The organism is Micromonospora sp. NPDC004336, from assembly GCF_053602615.1.
In genome coordinates this window covers 1-18079 of sequence record NZ_JBSGDY010000045.1, presented here as the reverse complement: position 1 = coordinate 18079, position 18079 = coordinate 1, and the positions used below count along the sequence as shown (strand labels likewise).

General features: G+C 76.1%; 19 protein-coding genes. 12 read left to right on the top strand and 7 right to left on the bottom strand.

Annotation, left to right across the window (positions count from 1 at the left end):
• Positions 1–56: 56 nt before the first annotated feature.
• Together fabI and fabG are read right to left on the bottom strand one after the other, a co-directional pair.
• Positions 57–824 (bottom strand): enoyl-ACP reductase FabI, encoded by a 768-nt coding sequence (fabI, locus tag ACWENR_RS12635; protein ID WP_452277123.1) that lies wholly within the window; start codon positions 822–824, stop codon positions 57–59.
• Positions 825–859: 35 nt separating this feature from the next.
• Positions 860–1564 (bottom strand): 3-oxoacyl-ACP reductase FabG, encoded by a 705-nt coding sequence (gene fabG, locus ACWENR_RS12630; RefSeq protein ID WP_452277122.1) that lies wholly within the window; start codon positions 1562–1564, stop codon positions 860–862.
• 155 nt (positions 1565–1719) lie between these two features.
• On the opposite strand from fabG, the gene ACWENR_RS12625 reads away from it, so the two are divergent.
• The 4 genes from ACWENR_RS12625 (at position 1720) to ACWENR_RS12610 (ending at position 5720) form a co-directional block, all read left to right on the top strand.
• Positions 1720–2958: a sensor histidine kinase gene (locus ACWENR_RS12625; protein ID WP_452277121.1), complete on the top strand. Its 1239-nt coding sequence runs from the start codon at positions 1720–1722 to the stop codon at positions 2956–2958.
• Positions 2955–3617 (top strand): response regulator, encoded by a 663-nt coding sequence (locus tag ACWENR_RS12620; protein ID WP_452277120.1) that lies wholly within the window; start codon positions 2955–2957, stop codon positions 3615–3617. The genes ACWENR_RS12625 and ACWENR_RS12620 overlap by 4 nt, the downstream gene beginning before the upstream one ends.
• 100 nt (positions 3618–3717) lie before the next feature.
• Positions 3718–4602, top strand: coding sequence for an alpha/beta hydrolase (locus ACWENR_RS12615; RefSeq protein WP_452277119.1), 885 nt, complete (start codon positions 3718–3720; stop codon positions 4600–4602).
• The gene (locus ACWENR_RS12610; RefSeq protein ID WP_452277118.1) at positions 4599–5720 is read left to right on the top strand and encodes an acyltransferase family protein; all 1122 of its coding nucleotides are present in this window, start codon (positions 4599–4601) and stop codon (positions 5718–5720) included. The genes ACWENR_RS12615 and ACWENR_RS12610 overlap by 4 nt, the downstream gene beginning before the upstream one ends.
• A gap of 496 nt (positions 5721–6216) precedes the next feature.
• On the opposite strand, the gene ACWENR_RS12605 is transcribed toward ACWENR_RS12610, so the two are convergent.
• Genes ACWENR_RS12605 through ACWENR_RS12595 form a run of 3 tightly spaced genes read right to left on the bottom strand, consistent with a single transcriptional unit; the run spans position 6217 to position 9253 of the window.
• Entirely contained in the window at positions 6217–7167 is a 951-nt protein-coding gene (locus tag ACWENR_RS12605; protein ID WP_452277117.1) for a VWA domain-containing protein, read from the bottom strand.
• Positions 7164–8168, bottom strand: coding sequence for a DUF58 domain-containing protein (locus ACWENR_RS12600; protein ID WP_452277145.1), 1005 nt, complete (start codon positions 8166–8168; stop codon positions 7164–7166). The genes ACWENR_RS12605 and ACWENR_RS12600 overlap by 4 nt, the downstream gene beginning before the upstream one ends.
• A complete protein-coding gene (locus tag ACWENR_RS12595; protein ID WP_452277116.1) occupies positions 8147–9253 on the bottom strand; it encodes an AAA family ATPase in 1107 nt (368 codons plus the stop codon). The genes ACWENR_RS12600 and ACWENR_RS12595 overlap by 22 nt, the downstream gene beginning before the upstream one ends.
• Before the next feature lie 274 nt (positions 9254–9527).
• Here ACWENR_RS12595 and ACWENR_RS12590 point away from each other — a divergent pair, with 274 nt between their 5' ends.
• From ACWENR_RS12590 to ACWENR_RS12580, 3 genes are read left to right on the top strand one after another with little or no spacing between them, the layout of a single operon-like run.
• Positions 9528–9758: a hypothetical protein gene (locus ACWENR_RS12590; protein WP_452277115.1), complete on the top strand. Its 231-nt coding sequence runs from the start codon at positions 9528–9530 to the stop codon at positions 9756–9758.
• 22 nt (positions 9759–9780) lie between these two features.
• On the top strand, positions 9781–10320 hold the full coding sequence (locus ACWENR_RS12585; RefSeq protein WP_452277114.1) for a PH domain-containing protein: 540 nt from the start codon (positions 9781–9783) through the stop codon (positions 10318–10320).
• On the top strand, positions 10317–11789 hold the full coding sequence (locus tag ACWENR_RS12580) for a PH domain-containing protein (RefSeq protein WP_452277113.1): 1473 nt from the start codon (positions 10317–10319) through the stop codon (positions 11787–11789). The genes ACWENR_RS12585 and ACWENR_RS12580 overlap by 4 nt, the downstream gene beginning before the upstream one ends.
• A gap of 16 nt (positions 11790–11805) precedes the next feature.
• Here ACWENR_RS12580 and ACWENR_RS12575 read toward each other — a convergent pair whose 3' ends face one another.
• Complete coding sequence (locus ACWENR_RS12575) at positions 11806–12849, bottom strand: phosphatase PAP2 family protein (RefSeq protein ID WP_452277112.1); 1044 nt, start codon at positions 12847–12849, stop codon at positions 11806–11808.
• 94 nt (positions 12850–12943) lie between these two features.
• Here ACWENR_RS12575 and ACWENR_RS12570 point away from each other — a divergent pair, with 94 nt between their 5' ends.
• From ACWENR_RS12570 to ACWENR_RS12560, 3 genes are all read left to right on the top strand, one after another.
• The gene (locus ACWENR_RS12570; RefSeq protein WP_452277144.1) at positions 12944–13354 is read left to right on the top strand and encodes a thioesterase family protein; all 411 of its coding nucleotides are present in this window, start codon (positions 12944–12946) and stop codon (positions 13352–13354) included.
• Positions 13351–14181 carry an MBL fold metallo-hydrolase gene (locus ACWENR_RS12565; RefSeq protein WP_452277111.1) on the top strand — a complete coding sequence of 277 codons (831 nt, stop codon included), beginning with the start codon at positions 13351–13353 and terminating at the stop codon, positions 14179–14181. The genes ACWENR_RS12570 and ACWENR_RS12565 overlap by 4 nt, the downstream gene beginning before the upstream one ends.
• A 95-nt stretch (positions 14182–14276) precedes the next feature.
• A complete protein-coding gene (locus tag ACWENR_RS12560) occupies positions 14277–15212 on the top strand; it encodes a MerR family transcriptional regulator (RefSeq protein ID WP_452277110.1) in 936 nt (311 codons plus the stop codon).
• A 22-nt stretch (positions 15213–15234) separates the two neighbouring features.
• On the opposite strand, the gene ACWENR_RS12555 is transcribed toward ACWENR_RS12560, so the two are convergent.
• Complete coding sequence (locus ACWENR_RS12555; RefSeq protein ID WP_452277109.1) at positions 15235–16170, bottom strand: PfkB family carbohydrate kinase; 936 nt, start codon at positions 16168–16170, stop codon at positions 15235–15237.
• A gap of 67 nt (positions 16171–16237) precedes the next feature.
• On the opposite strand from ACWENR_RS12555, the gene ACWENR_RS12550 reads away from it, so the two are divergent.
• Together ACWENR_RS12550 and ACWENR_RS12545 are read left to right on the top strand one after the other, a co-directional pair.
• A complete protein-coding gene (locus ACWENR_RS12550) occupies positions 16238–16612 on the top strand; it encodes a nuclear transport factor 2 family protein (protein WP_452277108.1) in 375 nt (124 codons plus the stop codon).
• A 274-nt stretch (positions 16613–16886) separates the two neighbouring features.
• Positions 16887–17987: a lytic polysaccharide monooxygenase gene (locus ACWENR_RS12545; RefSeq protein WP_452277107.1), complete on the top strand. Its 1101-nt coding sequence runs from the start codon at positions 16887–16889 to the stop codon at positions 17985–17987.
• Positions 17988–18079 lie beyond the last annotated feature (92 nt).

Below are 18079 nucleotides of genomic sequence, written 5' to 3'. Positions count from 1 at the left end.
TGTGCGGAGGGGCCCTGCCGTTCGGGACGCGACGGCGGGGGCCCCTCCGGCACCCCTCAGGCGCCGATGGCGTGATAGCCGCCGTCGACGTGGACGATCTCGCCGGTGGTGGCCGGGAACCAGTCGGAGAGCAGCGCCAGGCAGGCCCGGGCGGCCGGTTCCTGGTCGGTCAGGCTCCAGCCCAGCGGCGCGCGCTCGGTCCACGCGTCCTCGAACTGGTCGAAGCCGGGGATCGACTTGGCGGCGATGGTGCGCAGCGGCCCGGCGGCGACGAGGTTGCTGCGGATGCCCTGCTTGCCCAGGTGCAGCGCCAGGTAGCGGGAGGCGGACTCCAGCCCGGCCTTGGCCACCCCCATCCAGTCGTAGACGGGCCACGCCTTGGTCGCGTCGAAGGTCAGGCCGACCACCGCGCCGCCGGCGGACATCAGCGGCAGCGCCGCCATCGCGAGGGACTTGTAGGAGTACGTGGAGACCTGCAACGCGGTCGCCACGTCCTCCCACGGGGCGTCGAGGAAGCCGCCGCCGAGGCAGCTCTGCGGGGCGAAGCCGATCGAGTGCACCACCCCGTCCAGGCCGTCGACGTGCTCGCGGACCCGGTCGGCGAGCCCGGCGAGGTGCTCGGTGTTGGTCACGTCCAGCTCGATCACCGGGGCCGGCTCGGGCAGCCGCCTGGCGATCCGCTCGACCAGGGACAGCCGGCCGTAGCCGGTGAGCACGACCTGCGCCCCGTTCTCCTGGGCGAGCTTCGCCACCGAGAAGGCGATCGAGGCGTCGGTGATGACGCCGGTGACCAGCAGCCGCTTACCGGCGAGCAGTCCGGACATGCAGGGGTTCCTCCGTAGTCTGTGGGTGGCCGCTGTCAGTGGCCCATGCCGAGGCCGCCGTCGACGGGGATGACGGCGCCGGAGATGTAGCCCGCGCCGTCCCCGGCCAGCCAGGTGACCGCCGCCGCGACCTCGTCCGGCTGCGCGAACCGGCCGGCGGGGATGACCTTGCGGTACTCGGTCTTGCGGTCCTCGGGCAGGGCGGCGGTCATGTCGGTCTCGACGTAGCCGGGCGCCACGACGTTGGCGGTGATGTTGCGGCTGCCCAGCTCGCGGGTGATCGAGCGGGCCACGCCCACCAGGCCGGCCTTGCTCGCCGCGTAGTTGACCTGGCCGGGGCCGCCGTAGAGGCCGACCACCGAGGAGATGAAGATCATCCGGCCCCACCTGGCGCGCAGCATCTTCGTCGAGGCGCGCTTGGCGCACCGGAACGCGCCGGTCAGGTTGGTGTCCAGCACGCGGGTGAACTGCTCCTCGGACATCCGCATCAGCAGCGTGTCGTCGGTGATGCCGGCGTTGGCGACCAGCACCTCGACCGGCCCCAGCTCGGCCTCGACGGTGGTGAACGCCGCGTCGACCGAGCCCGCGTCGGTCACGTCGCAGCGCACCCCGAACAGGCCCTCGGGGGCCTCGCCGCTGCGGTGGGTCACCGCCACCCGGTCCCCCTGCTTGGCGAAGGCCTGCGCGATCGCCAGGCCGATCCCCCGGTTGCCGCCGGTCACCAGGACGGTACGGGCCACGGGTCCCCCTCTGTTTCAGTGATCTCCCGGTCGGTCGGAGCCTAGGCGTTACCGGCAGGTAAGCGCTAACGGTGGGCACGTCACCCCCTGGTACGACGTGCAGGTCGTCCCGTGGAGGCACGACCGGCGCGACACCGCCGTCGTAGCCTGCCGGGATGGTTCAGCCCGACAATCCGGTCCGGGTCGCCCTGCGCGACCTCCGTCGGCTGCTCGTCGGCCCGGACGTGCCGGCGCGCCCCGTCGCCACCCGGCGTCGCTGGCACGGCTGGCGCTCCTATCTGGTCCCGGTCGCCCTGCTGGGCCTGCTCGGGCTCACCGCCGCGGCCGCCGAGTACCTGGAGGACAACCGCGGGCTGGCCGACGGGTACGCCGTCGCGCTCGCCCTGGGCGCTACCGTCCCGGTGGCGCTGGCGGCGCGGTGGCCGCTGTGGGCGTGGCGGCTCGCCTACCCGCTGCTCTTCCTCGGCGTGGTGCGCGCCGCCGCCGACGAGGCGTGGCCGTGGAACCCGGTGCAGATCCTCGGGTACCTGGTGGTCCTGACGGTGCTCGGCACGCGGGTCGAGACCGGGGTGACCCTCTGGGCCGGCGCGGCGACCCTGCTGCCGGTCTACCTCTTCGTCGCCGAACGCGCCAACGCGCACGGCGTCACGGTGCTCGTGGTCGGCGTGCTGCTGCTGGCCGACCAGATCCGGCGGCGGCGGGCGAGCCAGCGCGCCCTCGCCGAGCAGGCCGAGCGGAGCGAGCTGGAGCGGGCCCGCCGGGCGGTGCTGGAGGAACGCACCCGGATCGCCCGGGAGCTGCACGACGTGGTCGCCCACCACATGTCGATGATCGCCGTGCGGGCGGAGACCGCCCCGTACCGGCTCGACGCCGTGCCCGAGCCCGCGCGGGCCGAGTTCACCGCCATCGCCGGCGCCGCCCGGGAGGCGCTGACCGACATGCGGCGGCTGCTCGGCGTGCTGCGCAGCGAGTCGGCCGATCCGCAGACCGCGCCGCAGCCCGGGCTGCCGGACGTGCCGGCGCTGGTCGAGGCCGCCCGCGGGGCCGGCATGACGGTGGCCCTGGACGTCGACGTGCCCGCCGAACCGCCGGCGCCGGTCGGGCTGGCCGCGTACCGGATCGTGCAGGAGGCGCTGGCCAACGCGGCCCGGCACGCGGCCGGCGCCGAGGTGCGGGCGACGGTCCGGGGCGCGACCGGGGCGCTGGAGGTGCGGGTGGCCAACGACGGGGGCGGCCCGGTCACCGCGGACGGCGGCCGGGACGGGCACGGGCTGACCGGCATGCGGGAACGCGCCGTGTCGCTGGGCGGTACGTTCACCGCCGGGCCGACCGACGACGGCGGGTACGCGGTGGTCGCGGTGCTGCCCACCGACGGGGAGGACGGGACGGGATGATCCGGGTGCTGATCGCCGACGACCAGGCGATGGTCCGCCAGGGCTTCGGCGCGCTGCTGGCCGCCCAGCCGGACCTGCTGGTGGTGGGCGACGCCGCCGACGGGGCGCAGGCGGTCGAGGCGGCCCGCCGGCTCGATCCGGACGTGGTGCTGATGGACGTGCGGATGCCGGTGCTGGACGGCCTGGCGGCCACCCGGAAGCTGCTCGGCGACCGCCCCGCCGACCGTCCCCGGGTGCTCATCCTGACCACCTTCGACCTGGACGACTACGTCTACGAGGCGCTCCGCGCCGGGGCGAGCGGCTTCCTGCTCAAGGACGCCCCGGCGGCCGACCTGGTGCACGCGGTCCGGGTGGTGGCCGGCGGCGACGCGCTGCTCGCCCCGGCGGTCACCCGCCGGCTGATCGCCGAGTTCGCGGCCCGCCCGGAGCGGCGCCGCCCCCGCCCCACCGAGCTGACCGCGCTGACCCCGCGCGAGACCGAGGTGCTGCGGCTGATCGCCCGCGGCCGGTCGAACGCCGAGATCGCCGCCGACCTGGTGGTCGCCGAGCAGACCGTGAAGACCCACGTCGGTCGGATCCTGGCGAAGCTGGGCCTGCGCGACCGCGCGCAGGCCGTGGTGCTGGCGTACGAGTCCGGTCTGGTGGCCGCCGGCGAGTAGCACCCCGGTACCGGGCCCGAGACGGCTCCCGGGGGTGACGCGCCGGCGGCGCCCGGCACCGCACGCTGCCCACCGTGACGGACACGGAGGGAGCACGGTGATGCGGAGCGGGGATGTCCTGAAGGTGGCGCTGGCCGCGCTGCTCGGCGCCGGGGTGGTGCTGCCGGCCCGGCCGGCCCCGGTGGCCGCGGCGGGTTTCGTCGAGCGGTACCCGGCGGTGACGGCGGCGATGCGGGCCGCCGGCGCGCCGTACGCCGACTGGGCCGAGCGCGGCCGGCGGTTCCTGGCCTTCGACCCGCGCGGCGACGGGCTGGCCGTCGAGGTGCTCGGCGACCTGGCCGGCGCGGACGCGATCGCGGTGCTGGTGCCCGGGGCGGGGTGCACGCTGCGCGACTTCGACCGGGGGCTCGGCGGGGTGGCCCGGCGCGCGCCGGCCGTGCAGGCCACCGGGCTGCACGCCGCGCTGCGCTCGGCCGACCCCGACGCCCGGGTCGCCGTGCTCGCCTGGCTCGGCTACGACCCGCCGGACGGGGTGCTCGCGGCGGCCGGGACGGGCGCCGCACGGCGGGGCGCCGCCGCCCTGTCCGACCTGCTGGCCGAGCTGGCCGCGCGCCGGCCGCAGGCCCGGGTCACGCTGATCGGGCACAGCTACGGCGCGCTGGTGGTCGGGCTGGCCGCGACGCGGGCGCCGGCGCAGGTCACCGACGTGGTGAGCCTCGGCGGGATCGGCGCGGGCACGGACCGGGCGGACCGGTTCGGCGGCGTGCGGTTCTGGGCGGCGGAGGCGGAGACCGACTGGATCCGCCGGGTGCCCCGGCTGCGGCTGCCCGGGCTCGGACACGGGATCCGGCCGGCCGACCCGGCCTTCGGCGCCCGGCCGCTGCCGGTGGCCGGGGTGACCGGGCACGACCGGTACCTCGGCCCGGGCGGGGCGACCCTCGGCGCCGTCGCGTCGGTGGTGCTCACGGGCGGGGCGACCCGGTGAGCCGGGACCGCGCGGTCGACGCGCTGCGGGCGTACGCGGTGGGCGGCGTGGTGCTCGGGCACTGGCTGGTCACCGGCCTGGTGCTCGCCTCGGACGGCACGCTGTCCCAGGCCAGCCCGCTGACCGCGATGCCGTCCCTGGCGCCGGCCAGCTGGCTGTTGCAGACCCTCGGGCTGTTCTTCTTCGCCGCCGGGTACGCCTCGGCCCGCTCGGCCGCCCGCCGCCGCGCCGGAACGCCCTGGCTGGCCCGCCGCCTGCGCCGGCTGGTGCTGCCCGCCGTGGCGCTGCTCGGCACCGGGGCGGCGGTGCTGCTGGCCGCCATCGTGCTGGGCACCCCCGACGGCACCCTGTCGGTGGCGCTGACGCTGACGGTCAGTCCGCTGTGGTTCCTGCTCCCGCTGCTGGTCCTGGTGGCGCTGACCGCCCCGCTGCGCGCCGCCGTACGCCGATGGGGTCCGCTGCGCTGTGCCGCCCCGGCGGCGGCCGTGGTGGCGGCGGCCGACCTGGCCGGCCGGCTGCTCCCGCAGGTCCCCGGGCGGCTGCCGGTCGCCGTGCTGGCCGCGTGGGCGGTGCCCTACCTGCTGGGGCTGGCGCACGCCGACGGCCGGCTCGCCGGTCGACGGGCCGCGCTGGCGCTGGCCGGCGCGGGGGCCGCCGGGCTGGCCGGCCTGGTGGCGCTCGGCTACCCGGTCAGCGCGGTCGGGGTGCCGGGAGCGCAGGTGTCCAACCTGCACCCGCCGTCGCTGCTGGCGGTGGCCCTGGCGGTGACCCAGGTCGGGGTGGGCCTGGCGGCCCGGCCGGCGCTGGAGCGGCTGTCCGGGCGGTCGTGGGCGGGGCGGGCGGTGGGCCTGGTCAACCGCCACGCGGTGCGCGTCTACCTCTGGCACCAGCCGGTGCTGGTCGGGGTGACGGTGCTGGCGGGGCGCGCCGGTGTCGCCCTGCCGGGGCTGCACACCGCGCCGGACGGCCCCGGCTGGCTGCTGGCCCGGCTCTGCTGGCTGCCGGTGCTGGCCGCCGTGCTGGTGGCGCTGGTCCGGGGCCGGACGACCGGCGCTCCGGCCGCCGCGCGGCCGGCGGGGCGCCCGCCGGTGGACGGCGTCGCCCGCCCGGTCGGCTGAGTGCGGGGGCACGCGCCGGCGGGTGTACGATGATCGGCGTTCGCGGGCCGTGCCGGTCCGCCTTCCGGGCCCCGCCGACCGCAGGAGGTGATCGCTGTGCGAGATAGCGATCCTCCCAGTCGTGGCCGGGCCGAACGTCAGCCCCGCTGAGCCACGACTCAGCAGGTGAGCTGACCCAGCTCCGCTCCCCGCCCCGCACGGTCACCCGGCCCCCTCGCGCCGGGTCGCCGCGCCGCCCGCAGCCGGGCGGCCCGCCGGGAGCCGCCCGGTCACGACTTCGTGTGCGCGTCCTGATCCACCCCCTGCGGTCCGCCCCGCACGCGCGGACCGTCCAGTCGCCACCCGGAGCCGTCCATGAGCCGCTACGTCGCCCCGCTGGGCTTCACCCTCGCCGCCGTCTGGGTGGCCGTCGTATTCGTCCTCGCCGGCGGCGGCGCCCACTGACCGCCGCCCGGCCGGCGGAGGCCATCGACCGCCGCCGGCCGTCGTCGGGGACTCAGAGCATCCGGGACGACCACAGCAGGCTGAGGGCGCCCGCGCAGAGCGCCAGCAGCAGGGCCACGCCGGCGTACCACTGGGTGACCTCGCGGGGCTCCGTGCGGAACCCGATCGAGCTGCCCATGTCCTGGTAGACCTGCTTGAGCTCGGCGACCGAGGCCGCCTCGTAGAAGTAGCCCTCCGTGGCCTCGGCCAGGTCGGCCAGGGCCAGCCGGTCGACCGGCACCCGCTGCAACTGCCCCCCGATGTCCACCTGGCCCGAGTCGGTGCCGAAGGCGATGGTGGAGACCGGCACGTTGGCCGCCTGCGCGGCGGCGGCGGCCTCCTCCACCGACCGCCCCGAGGTGCGGTAGCCGTCGGAGAGCAGCACGATACGCGCCGGCGGGACCCCCGCCGCGCCGTCGGCCGGCACCGACCGGATCGCCTCCAGGCAGGTGAAGACCGCCTCCCCGGTCGCCGTCGCCTCGGCCAGCACCAGCCCGTCGATCGCGCTGGTCACCGCCTCCCGGTCCTTGGTGGGCGACACCAGCACGTTCGCCGCCTTGGCGAACGAGACCAGCCCCAGGTTGTAGCTCTCCGGCAGCTCGCCGACGAACTGCTTGGCCGCCTCCTGCGCCGCCTCCAGCCGGTTCGGCGCCACGTCGTCGGCCTGCATCGACAGCGACACGTCGATGGCGAGCATGACGGTGGCGCGCTCCAGCGGCTCCCGGGTGTCGACCGCGGGCCGGGCCAGCGCCGTCGCCAGCACCAGCAGGCAGAGCAGGAACGCGGTCGCCGGGACGTGCCGCCGCCAGCCCAGCCCCTTCGGCGCCAGGGTGCGTAGCAGGTCCACGTTGGTGAACCGCATCGCGTACGCCCGGCGGTTGCGTTGCCGCCAGACGTAGAACGCGGCGAGGGCGAGCACCGGCAGCACGGCCAGCAGCCACCACGGTTGCAGAAAACGGATCATCGTGTCGTCCCCCTGGTGCGGGCGTGCCGCTGCGCGGCCACGAAGCGCACCATGTCGAGCAGCCAGTCTCGGTCCGTACGCAGCCGCAGGTGGGCCGCGCCCGCGCCGCGCAGCGCGGCGGAGATCTCCGCCCGCTGGGCGGCCGCCGCCTCGGCGTAGCGGTGTCGCAGCAGCGGGTCGCCGGTCTGCACCTCGTGCAGGCCCCCGGTCTCCGGGTCGACCACCGGCAGCACCCCGACGTCGGGCAGCTCCAGCTCCCGGGGGTCGACCACCTCGATCGCCAGCACGTCGTGGCGGACGCGCAGCTTGCGCAGCGGCCGGGCCCAGCGGTCGGTCGGGGCGAGGAAGTCGGAGATCACCACCGCCACCCCGCGCCGCCGGGGCGGCCGGTTGAGCATGTCGACAAGCGTGCCCAGGTCGCCGCGTCCCGGGCGGATCTCGGTGCCGGCGATCGCCCGCAGCAGCCCCTGGGCCTCCTTGCGGCCGGAGCGGGCGGGCACCCGGGTGAACACGTCCGGGCCGGGGACCGGGGGCGCGCCGCGCCAGCGGCGCGGCGGGGCGCTCGTGCCGCCGCCGCTGCCGATCACCGCGCCGATCCGGTTGCCGCCGCGCACGGTCAGGTGGGTCAGCGCCGCCGCGGCCGCCACCACGACGTCCCGCTTCAGCCACCGGCCGGTGCCGAAGTCCAGGCTGGCCGAGAGGTCCACCGCCAGCCACGTCTCCAGCTCGCGGTCGGCCACCGTACGCCGGACGTGCGGCATCGTCGTACGGGCGGTCACCGGCCAGTCCATCCGGCGCACGTCGTCGCCGGGGCGGTATTCCCGGGACTCCCCCGCCTCGCTGCCCGGCCCCGGCAGCAGGCCGGCGTAGTCGCCCTGGAGCAGGCCGTCGAGTTTGCGGGTGACCAGCAGTTGCAGCCGCGACAGGACGGCTTCGGTACGGTCCGAGGGGTTGTCGGCGGGCCGACGGACGGGTGAGGTCACGGCCGCTGCCCGGGCCAGCCGGGGCCGGGCGGCGCGGTCGTCGGCGTCGGTGTGGCCTGCTGGCGGGGCGCGACCGACGGCATGGGGATGGTGGACATCACCCGGTGCACCACGTGGTCGGCGGGCACGTCGTCGGCGAGCGCGTCGTAGCTGAGCACCAGCCGGTGGCGCAGGATGTCCGGCGCGATGTCCTGCACGTCCTGCGGCAGCGCGTAGTCGCGGCCCCGCAGCAGCGCCAGCGCGCGGGTGGCCCGGACGAGGCCGAGCGAGGCGCGCGGGCTGGCGCCGTACTGGATGAGCTGGGCGACGTCCGGCATGCCGTGCTCGGCCGGGGAGCGGGTGGCCAGCACCAGGCGGACCGCGTAGTCGACCAGGGCGTTGTGCACGAAGACCTGGTCCGCCTTCTGTTGCAGGGCGACCAGGTCGGCGGTGGTGAACACCGGCGCCGGCTCGGGCGGGGCCACCCCCATCCGGTAGACGATCTCCCGCTCCTCGGCGTCGGTCGGGTAGCCGACGACGATCTTCATGAGGAAGCGGTCCCGCTGCGCCTCGGGCAGCGGGTAGACGCCCTCCTGCTCGATCGGGTTCTGCGTGGCCATCACCAGGAACGGGTTGGGCACCCGGTGGGTCTCCCCGCCGATGGAGACCTGCCGCTCGCTCATCACCTCCAGCAGCGCCGACTGCACCTTGGCCGGCGCCCGGTTGATCTCGTCGGCGAGCAGGAAGTTGACGAAGACGGGGCCCAGCTCGACGTCGAACTTCTCGCTCGACTGCCGGTAGATGCGGGTGCCCATGATGTCGGCGGGCACCAGGTCGGGGGTGAACTGCACCCGGGCGAAGGAGCCGCCGACGACCCTGGCGAGGGTCTCCACCGCGAGCGTCTTGGCCACCCCGGGCACGCCCTCCAGCAGGCAGTGGCCCCGGGCCAGCAGCGCGACGAACATCCGCTCGACCATCCGGTCCTGCCCGACGATCACCCGCTTGATCTCGAACAGCGCCCGCTCCAGCAGCGTCGCGTCCTCGGCCGGCGTGGTCGCCGGCGCGGGTGTCTCCGGGCGCGTCCCGTTGGGCGTCGGGGCGTCGGGCGTGGTCGGCTGGGCCACCGGTCCTCCACAGCATGATCGGTTGTCGCGCGGCGTGGTGCCTATCAAGACTCGCATGCCCGGCTGAGTGCCGAGGCGGGGAGAACCCGATTTTCGCCGCGCCGTCCCCGGTCGCCGGATCGCCCGGGCCGACACGCGGTTCCACGTGGCGGAATCGCCGCTCACGGGGTGGACACCGACGGGTCCGGCGCGTGTACGATTCACCCCGTCGCCGGGCGGCTCCCCCCGTGGCCGCCCGGCGCTCAATCTTCCGTCCCGCCCTAGACTCGGCCGGATGAGCGACCCCCTCCCCGCCGACGAGCCGCTGATCTGCTCGTCCCGCGGCTGTCGTGCCCCCGCCCACTGGGCGCTGCGGTGGAACAATCCCCGGCTGCACGACGCCGACCGGCGCAAGACCTGGCTCGCCTGCGCCGAGCACCGCTCGACGCTCGGGGACTTTCTCGACGCCCGCGGCTTCCTCCGGGAGGTCGTACCGGTGGTCGGATCGCCTACGCTCGAAGGGTGAGCGCGCACAACGGATTTCCCCGGTGACCGGTGCCGAGTCCGCCGGCCCGCCGCCGGCTGCCCCCCGTCCCACGGCTGGCCCCCTGGAGCCGTGGCCGGACACCGTCCGCTGGCAGCCGATCTCGTCCGACCTGATCTGGGTGGAGCTGCTCCGGCTGGCGATGCTGCTGGGCGTGGTCCTGCTCGGGCTGGGTGTCGGCTGGGCACTCAGCGGGGCCTGGCCCGTCGGCCTCGCGTTCGGCGCGGTGCTGCTGCTGGGCGCCCTGCGCGTCGTGGCCATCGTCCGGGCCGTGCGGGCCTGGGGGTACGCCGAGCGGGAGGACGACCTGCTGGTCCGGCACGGTCTGCTGGTGCGCCGGCTCTCCATCGTGCCGTACTCCCGGATGCAGTTCGTGGACGTCAGCGCCGGGCCGCTGGAGCGGGCGTTCAACCTGGCCACCGTGCAGTTGCACACGGCCGCGGCGGCGAGCGACGCCCGGGTGCCGGGGCTGCGCCCGGCGGAGGCGTCGCGGCTGCGCGACCGGCTCACCGCGCTCGGCGAGGACCGGGCGGAGGGGCTGTGAGCGACCCGGCCGGCCGGGCGGCGGACCGGACGGACCCGCCCGAGCTCGCCCCTTCCGCGCCGCCGGCCGCACCGGAGCCGGTCGCCGTGCCCGCTCCGCACCCGCCGCCCGGGTTCGCGCAGCCGGCGGGCGCGGCGGCCCCGCCGCACGAGCCCCGGCAGCGGCTGCACCCGCTCAGCCCCGCGCTGCACGGCGCCAAGTCGCTGGTCGTGGTGATCGCCGGCCTGTCGTGGTCGACGCTGTCCCGGGTCGGCTTCGGCTGGTTCGCGCTGATGGCGGTCGTGCTGGCGCTGGGCGCGACCGTGCTGGCGGTGGTGAGCTGGTACTACACCGGCTACCACGTGGTCGGCCGCGAACTGCGGGTGCACGAGGGGCTCATCTGGCGGCGCACCCGGGCGATCCCGCTCGAGCGGCTCCAGGCCGTCGAGGTGGTCCGCCCACTGCTCGCCCAGCTCACCGGCCTGGCCGAGCTGCGGCTGGAGGTGGTGGGCGGGGGCAAGACCGAGGCGCCGCTGGCCTACCTGAGCGTCGTCGACGCGACCGCGCTGCGCGCGCGGCTGCTCGTCCTGGCGGGGCGGGCGGCGGCCGGCGGGGCGGCGCCGGCACCCGCCGAGGCGGCGGAGGCGGGGGCGGCGCCGGCGGAGGTGTCCGCGCCGCCCGGCCGGCCGCTGCACACCGTCGGCAACAACGACCTGCTGGTCAGCCAGTTGCTGACGCCGCAGGCGTTCATGATCCCGTTCGGCGTGGCGTTCGTGCTGGCGCAGTTCCTCTCCGAGGGCACGTGGTCGTTCATCGCGGTGGCGAGCACCCTGACCGCCATGGCGGGCGTGCTGCTGCAGCCGGTGCGTCGGGTGCTCGACGACTGGAACTTCCGGCTCGCCCGCGACGAGGGCACGCTGCGGATCCGCAACGGGCTGCTGGAGACCCGCGCCCAGACGGTCCCGCTCGACCGGGTGCAGACCGTCGGGGTGACCTGGCCGCTGCTGTGGCGGTTCAAGGGCTGGCTGCGGCTGCGCCTGGAGGTGGCCGGCTACTCCGCCGGCGAGGGCGACGACCGTAACCGGCCGGACCGCCTGCTCCCCGTCGGGGACCTGCCCACCGGCGAGGCGATCGTGGCCGAGGTGCTGCCCGGGGTGCGGCTGGCCGCGCTGCCGCTGAGCCCGCCGCCGGCCCGGGCCCGCTGGCTCAACCCGCTGAGCCGGGCCGTGCTCGGCGCCGGCCTCGACGACCGGGTCTTCGCGGTGCGGTCCGGCCTGCTCACCCGGCAGGTGGCGCTCGTGCCGTACGCCCGGATCCAGAGCGTGCGGGTGGTGCAGGGGCCGGCGCAGCGGCGGCTGGGGCTGGCGACGGTGCACGCCGACACCGCCGGCGGGGCCGGCGCCGCCGCGCGGGACCGCGACCTGGCCGAGGCGTGGGCCCTGGCGGCGGAACTGACGGACCGGGCGCGCGCCGCCCGGCGGACGGGCTGACCGCCCGGCCCGCTGGTCAGCGCGTCGCCGGCACCGCCGGAGCATCGGCGGAGGCCGGCGGGTCGGCCGGCGGATCCGTCGGCCCGGCGTCGCGGCCGGCGGCGTCCCGGCGTGCGCGGCGGGCCGCCCACCAGCGCTCCGCCAGGCCGACCGCCAGGAAGGTCATCCCGACGTACGCCCAGCCGACCAGCACGTCGATGACGTAGTGCTCGCCCGAGTAGACCAGGGTGAACGTCATCGCCAGCGGGTACGCCAGCAGCAGCGGCCACCAGCGGCGGCGGGTCTGCCGGATGAAGAACAGCACCACGAACAGGGCGAACGCGGTGTGCAGCGACGGCATGGCGGCCACCGGGTTGGAGGCGATCTGCCCGGCGTTGAGCAGGTTGCCGGCGCCGTGCATGCCGAACGCCTTCCAGCCCCGGGTGGAGATCCGGGCGACCTCCTCGAGCAGGCCGTTCTGCGCCGCCCACCACGGCGGGGCGGCCGGGTAGAGGAAGTAGGTGACGAGCCCGGTGGCGCACAGGAAGCCCCAGCGGCGCATGAAGGCCGCCCAGCGCCCCCGGTCGCGCAGCCAGAGCACCGCCGCGGCGGCCAGCGCCACCACGAAGTGCGAGAAGTAGACCCAGCTCACGAGGACGTCCCACCAGTGCACCTCGGGCCGGTAGAGGTGCTGCTGGAGCCAGACCGTCGGCACCTCGCCGCCGGTCGCCCAGCCGAACATGACCCGGTCGGCGACGATCAACTCGTACGCGTGCGGCGTCGCGCCGTTGTCGGCGAAGCCCCGGGAGAGGTTGTAGACCGCGAGCAGCAGCACCACCGGCACCCAGTCCCGGGCGAAGCGCAGGTGGCTGCGCCAGGGGCGACTGCTGTGCCAGGCGATCGTCGCCGCCCAGATCCACAGGAACGCGTAGGCCGGGTCGGTGGGCAGGCCGATGCCGAGCCAACCGGCGACGAAGGCGACCCCCCAGACCGTCATCGCGATCACGCGCCGACGCCCGCCGTCGGGCGAGGCGGGCGGGCCGGTCGGGGCGGGGGGCTGGGGATCGGTCGCGACAGACATCGCGGTCAAGGTTAACGGCGCGGGCGGCATCCGCCGACGCCGACCGCCACGCTGCCGCGCAGGCGACCCGGGGCCGGTCCGCCTCGTCTAGGCTCTGACCATGCAGGAGCAGCCGGAGCCCGCCCTCACGCCGGGCCTGACCGCCCGGGTGGAGCTGACCGTCACCGACACCGACACCGCCCAGGCGGTGGGCTCCGGGGACGTGCCGGTGCTGGGCACGCCCCGGGTGCTCGCCCTCGCCGAGGCCGCCACTGTCGCGGCCACCGCCACCCGGATGCCCAGCGGCTCGACGACGGTCGGCACCCGCGTCGAGCTCGACCACCGCGCGGCCACCCCGGTGGGGCGGACGGTGGTGGCGCAGGCCCGGCTGGCGGCGGTCGAGGGGCGGCGGCTGCACTTCGAGGTGAGCGTCAGCGACGGCGACGAGACGGTCGCCGAGGGCCGGGTGGAGCGGGTGCTGGTCGACCGGCAGCGCTTCGTGGAACGCGCCGCGCGGTCGTCGTGACCGCCCGCTTCACGCAGGTCGCCGACGGGGTGCACGTGCTGCGCGAACCGCTGCTACACGTCAACGTCACGCTGGTCGTCGGCGACGGGGCGGCGCTGCTGGTCGACACGCTCTCCACCGCCGGGCAGGCCGCCGAGCTGGCCGCCGCCGCCCGGGCGGTCACGCCCCACCCGTGGACGGTGGTCAACACCCACCACCACTTCGACCACTGCTTCGGCAACGCGACCCTCGCCGCCGAGCCGCCCCGCCCGGTCTACGCCCACGAGGTGGCCGCCGCGGCGATGCGCGAGGAGGCGGACCGGCTGCGCCGGGAGGCGTACGAGGAGATGCGCGACGAGCACCCCGCGCTGGCCGAGGAGCTGGCCGGCACCGCGCTGCTCGCGCCCACGCACACCGTGCACGGCGAGACCGTCCTCGACGTGGGCGGCCGGCGGGTGGTGCTGCGCCACCCCGGCCACGGGCACACCGCGGGCGACCTCGTGGTGCACGTACCGGACGCCGACGTGCTGGTCGCCGGCGACCTGGTGGAGCAGAGCGGCCCGCCCGCCTTCGAGGAGTCCTATCCCCTGCAGTGGCCGGACGCCGTGGCCGAGCTGCTCCGGATGACCACCCCGACGACCGTCGTCGTGCCGGGGCACGGCGAGCCGGTCGACGCCGCGTTCGTCCGCGCGCAGCACGCCCAGCTCGTCGAGCTGGCCTGGCTCATCCGGGCCGGGCACACCGGCGGCGCCCCGCCCGAGCGCGTCGCCGCCGAGGCGCCCTTCGGCGCGCGCCCCGCCCTGCACGCCGCCCGTCGCGGCTACGCCGAGCTCGACGGCACCGCCTGAGGGCGCCGGCGGCGATCTCCCACCGGGACGGAGCCGGTGTGGCGCCCGGCGTCCGGCTTGCGGCTCCCGCAGGGGGAGGCGCGAAGGTGGGAGGCATGGACAGCGACGCGCGCTATTCGATCGGGGACCTGGCCCGACGCACCGGGCTGACGGTGAAGGCGATCCGGTTCTACGCCGACCGGGGCATCGTGCCCCCGACCGACCGCGGCCCGACCGGCCACCGCCGCTACGACGCCACGGCCGTCGTCCGCCTGGAACTGGTGCGGACGCTGCGCGAGCTGGGCCTCGACCTCGCCACCATCCGCAGGGTCGTGGACCGCGAGACCTCCCTCGCCGAGGTCGCCGCGACGCACGCCGAGGCGCTGGCGACCCAGATCCGCACCCTGCGCGTGCGGCACGCGGTGCTGACGGCGGCGGCCCGGCAGGGCTCCTGCCCGGCGGAGATGGAGCGCATGCACCGGCTGGCCCGGCTTTCGGAGGGCGAACGGCGCCACCTCGTCGACGAGTTCCTCGACGCGGCCTTCGGCGGCCTGGACACCGACCCCGAGTTCGCGGGGATCAGGCGCTCGATGACCCCGGAACTGCCCGACGACGCCGACACCGAGCAGGTCGAGGCATGGCTGGAGCTGGCTGGGCTGTGCCGGGATCCCGACTTCCGGGCCAGCCTGCGCAGGATGGCGGAGCAGTACGCGGCCGACCGCGCCCACCACGCGGAGGGCGTGCGCCGCGACGCCGTCGCCCTGGTCCGTGACCGGGTCGAGCCGGCCCGACGGGCGGGCATCGACCCGACCTCGCCCGAGGCCGACCCGGTGGTCGCGACGATCACGGCCCGGTACGCGGAACTCTGCGACCGTCCCGACGACGCTGACCTGCGGCGCCGGCTGTCGCGTCGGCTGGAGTCCGCGAGCGACCCGCGTCGGGAGCGTTACCTCTGGCTTCTCTCCGTGGTCAACGGCTGGCCGGCGCCCGAACGGCTCCTGCCGGCGCTCGACTGGTGTCTGCGGGCCCTGCGGGCCCGGGCGGCGGCGTAGCCGGCCCGCCTGTCGGGCCGGATCAGCGGGCGAAGCGGGCGAGGACCTCGGCGCGGGTGGGCATGGCGGTCGCGCCGCCGGGCGACTCGCAGACCAGGGCGGCCACCCGCAGCGCGAAGGCCACCCGCTCGTGCCAGCCGGCCGGCGCGGCGGGTTCGCCGTCGGTCAGCAGGTCGGCGACGAGCGCCCCCATCACGGAGTCGCCGGCGCCGGTCGCGTCCACCGCGTCCACCTTCGGGGCGGGCACGCGTACCGGATCGGCGCCGGCGGCGGCGACCACCGCGCCGGCGGCGGCGAGGGTGACCACGACGGTCCCCGCGCCGAGTTCCCGCAGGTAGGCCGCCACCCCCTCCTCCGGCTCGCCGGGGTAGAGCAGCTTCGCGTCGGCGGCGCTCAGCTTGACCAGGTGGGCGCCGGCGGCGAACTCGGCCACGATCTCGCGCAGCCCGGCCAGCGCGGCCGGCCCGTCGAGCAGCCGGGGTCGCACGTTGGGGTCGAGGACCCGCAGGCCGCCGGCCAGCGCCCAGGCCCGGCGGGCGGCGGCCAGCGCCGACGGCTGGAGCAGCACGATCGACCCGCAGTAGAGCACGTCGGCGCCCGCGACCAGGTCGGCGTCGAGGTCGTCGGGGCCGAGCAGGCCGTAGGAGGGCGGCTCGCCGTAGAACCGGAAGTCGGGCTCGGGGCCGGCGAAGGTGGCCACCGCCAGCGCGGTCGGGGCGGCCACGGTGACCGCCCCGGCCAGGCCGACACCGGCCCCGGCCAGGAAGTCGCGGATCCGCCCGGCCAGGGCGTCGTCGCCGAGCGACCCGACGAACTGCACCGCGCCGCCGAGCCGCGCGACGCAGACCGCCACGTTGAGCGGCCCGCCCCCGACCGCCTGCCGGTAGACCGGCTCCCCGCCGCACTCGGTGTCGAGCAGGTCGACCAGCGCCTCGCCGAGCACCACCGCGTATCCCATCTGCGCCCCCCTCGTCCGCACCGCGCGCCGACTGAACGTGTCGCACCAGGCTGGCACAGTACGCGCCATGATGAGCACCGAAGCCACCGTGTCGGCCTACTGGACGGCGTTGGAGGCGAGAGACTGGGACGCCCTCGCCGGCCTGCTCGCCGACGACGTGGTCTACCACATGCCGCAGACCCGCGAGCGGATCGTCGGCCGGGAGTCGTTCCTGCGCTTCAACCAGGAATATCCCGGCGACTGGCATCTCACGGTGACCCGCGCGGTCGCCTCGGGTCGGCACGCCGCCGCCTGGATCACCTGCGCCTACGAGGGCGAAGAGCTTCCCGCCACGAGCTTCTTCGACCTAGACGACGCCGGCCTGGTCCGCGAGATCACCGAGTTCTGGCCGGCGGCCTACGAGCCGCCGCCCGGCCGCGAACACCTCACCGAGCGCTACTGACACATCGAGAAAGGGCTATTGCGCGCCGTCCCGCCCGCGTGGTGGGATGGCGCATGCCGGGCGGTGCGGGGGCTGCCGTGCCGCCGGCGCCGGGTTCACATCCACGCGAGGGCACCGGCCCGCGAGAACGGGCCACCGACGGCGCACGTCCGCCGGCCATCCACGCCGGGGCACGTCCGCCGCGACCGTCGTATCCGCTCGTGCAGCGGGGCGGCCGGCGCTGCCACCCCGCGTCACCCGCGGGACGCCCGCGTCCCGCGAGTCAGGAGAACCCGTGTCCCATCGATCGCGTACGGCCGCGTTGCTCACTGCGGCCGCCACCCTCCTCGTGGGCGCCGTCGCCCTCACGGCGGGGCCCGACCCCGCCGCCGCGCACGGTGCCGCGATGACCCCCGGCAGCCGGACGTTCCTGTGCTGGAAGGACGGCCTCACCGCCACCGGCGAGATCAGGCCGAACAACCCCGCCTGCTCGGCCGCCGTGGCGCAGAGCGGCGCCAACTCGCTCTACAACTGGTTCAGCGTGCTGCGCTCCGACGCCGGCGGCCGCACCGTCGGCTTCATCCCGGACGGCAAGCTGTGCAGCGGCGGCAACACCGGCTTCGCCGGCTACGACCTGGCCCGCACGGACTGGCCGCTGACCCACCTGACGGCCGGGGCGCGGATGGAGTTCCGCTACAGCAACTGGGCCCACCACCCCGGCACCTTCTACTTCTACGTGACGAAGGACAGCTGGAGCCCGACCCGCCCGCTGGCCTGGAGCGACCTGGAGGAGCAGCCGTTCCTGACGGTGACCAACCCGCCCCAGCGGGGCGCGGTCGGCACCAACGACGGGCACTACTACTTCAGCGGCAACCTGCCGACCGGCAAGAGCGGCCGGCACATCATCTACTCGCGGTGGGTCCGCTCGGACAGCCAGGAGAACTTCTTCGGCTGCTCGGACGTGACCTTCGACGGCGGCAACGGCGAGGTGACCGGCGTCGGCCCCGGCGGCACGCTGCCGCCGCCCACCACGACCCCGCCGCCGAACCCGACCACGCCCCCGCCGAACCCGACCACCCCGCCGCCGCACAGCGGCGACTGCATGGCGGTCTACAAGGTGGTCGGCTCGTGGAACGGCGGCTTCCAGGGCGAGGTCACGATCATGAATCACACCACGTCGACGTGGTCCGGGTGGACGGCGAACTGGACGTGGCCCAGCGGGCAGACCATCAACAGCCTGTGGAGCGGCACGCTGGGCGGATCCGGTTCCTCGGTCACCGTGACCAACGCGGCCTGGAACGGCACGATAGCCCCGGAGGGCACCACGACCTTCGGCTTCGTCGCCACCACCAACGGCACCAACACCCTGCCCACGGTCACCTGCTCCGGCCGCTGACCCCACGCCCCGCTCCCCCGGGCCCGGACCAGCCCCCGGGCCCGGGGCCCGGGGCGAACGAGAGGTCCGCGTCACCACCTGGCGGTTCCGGT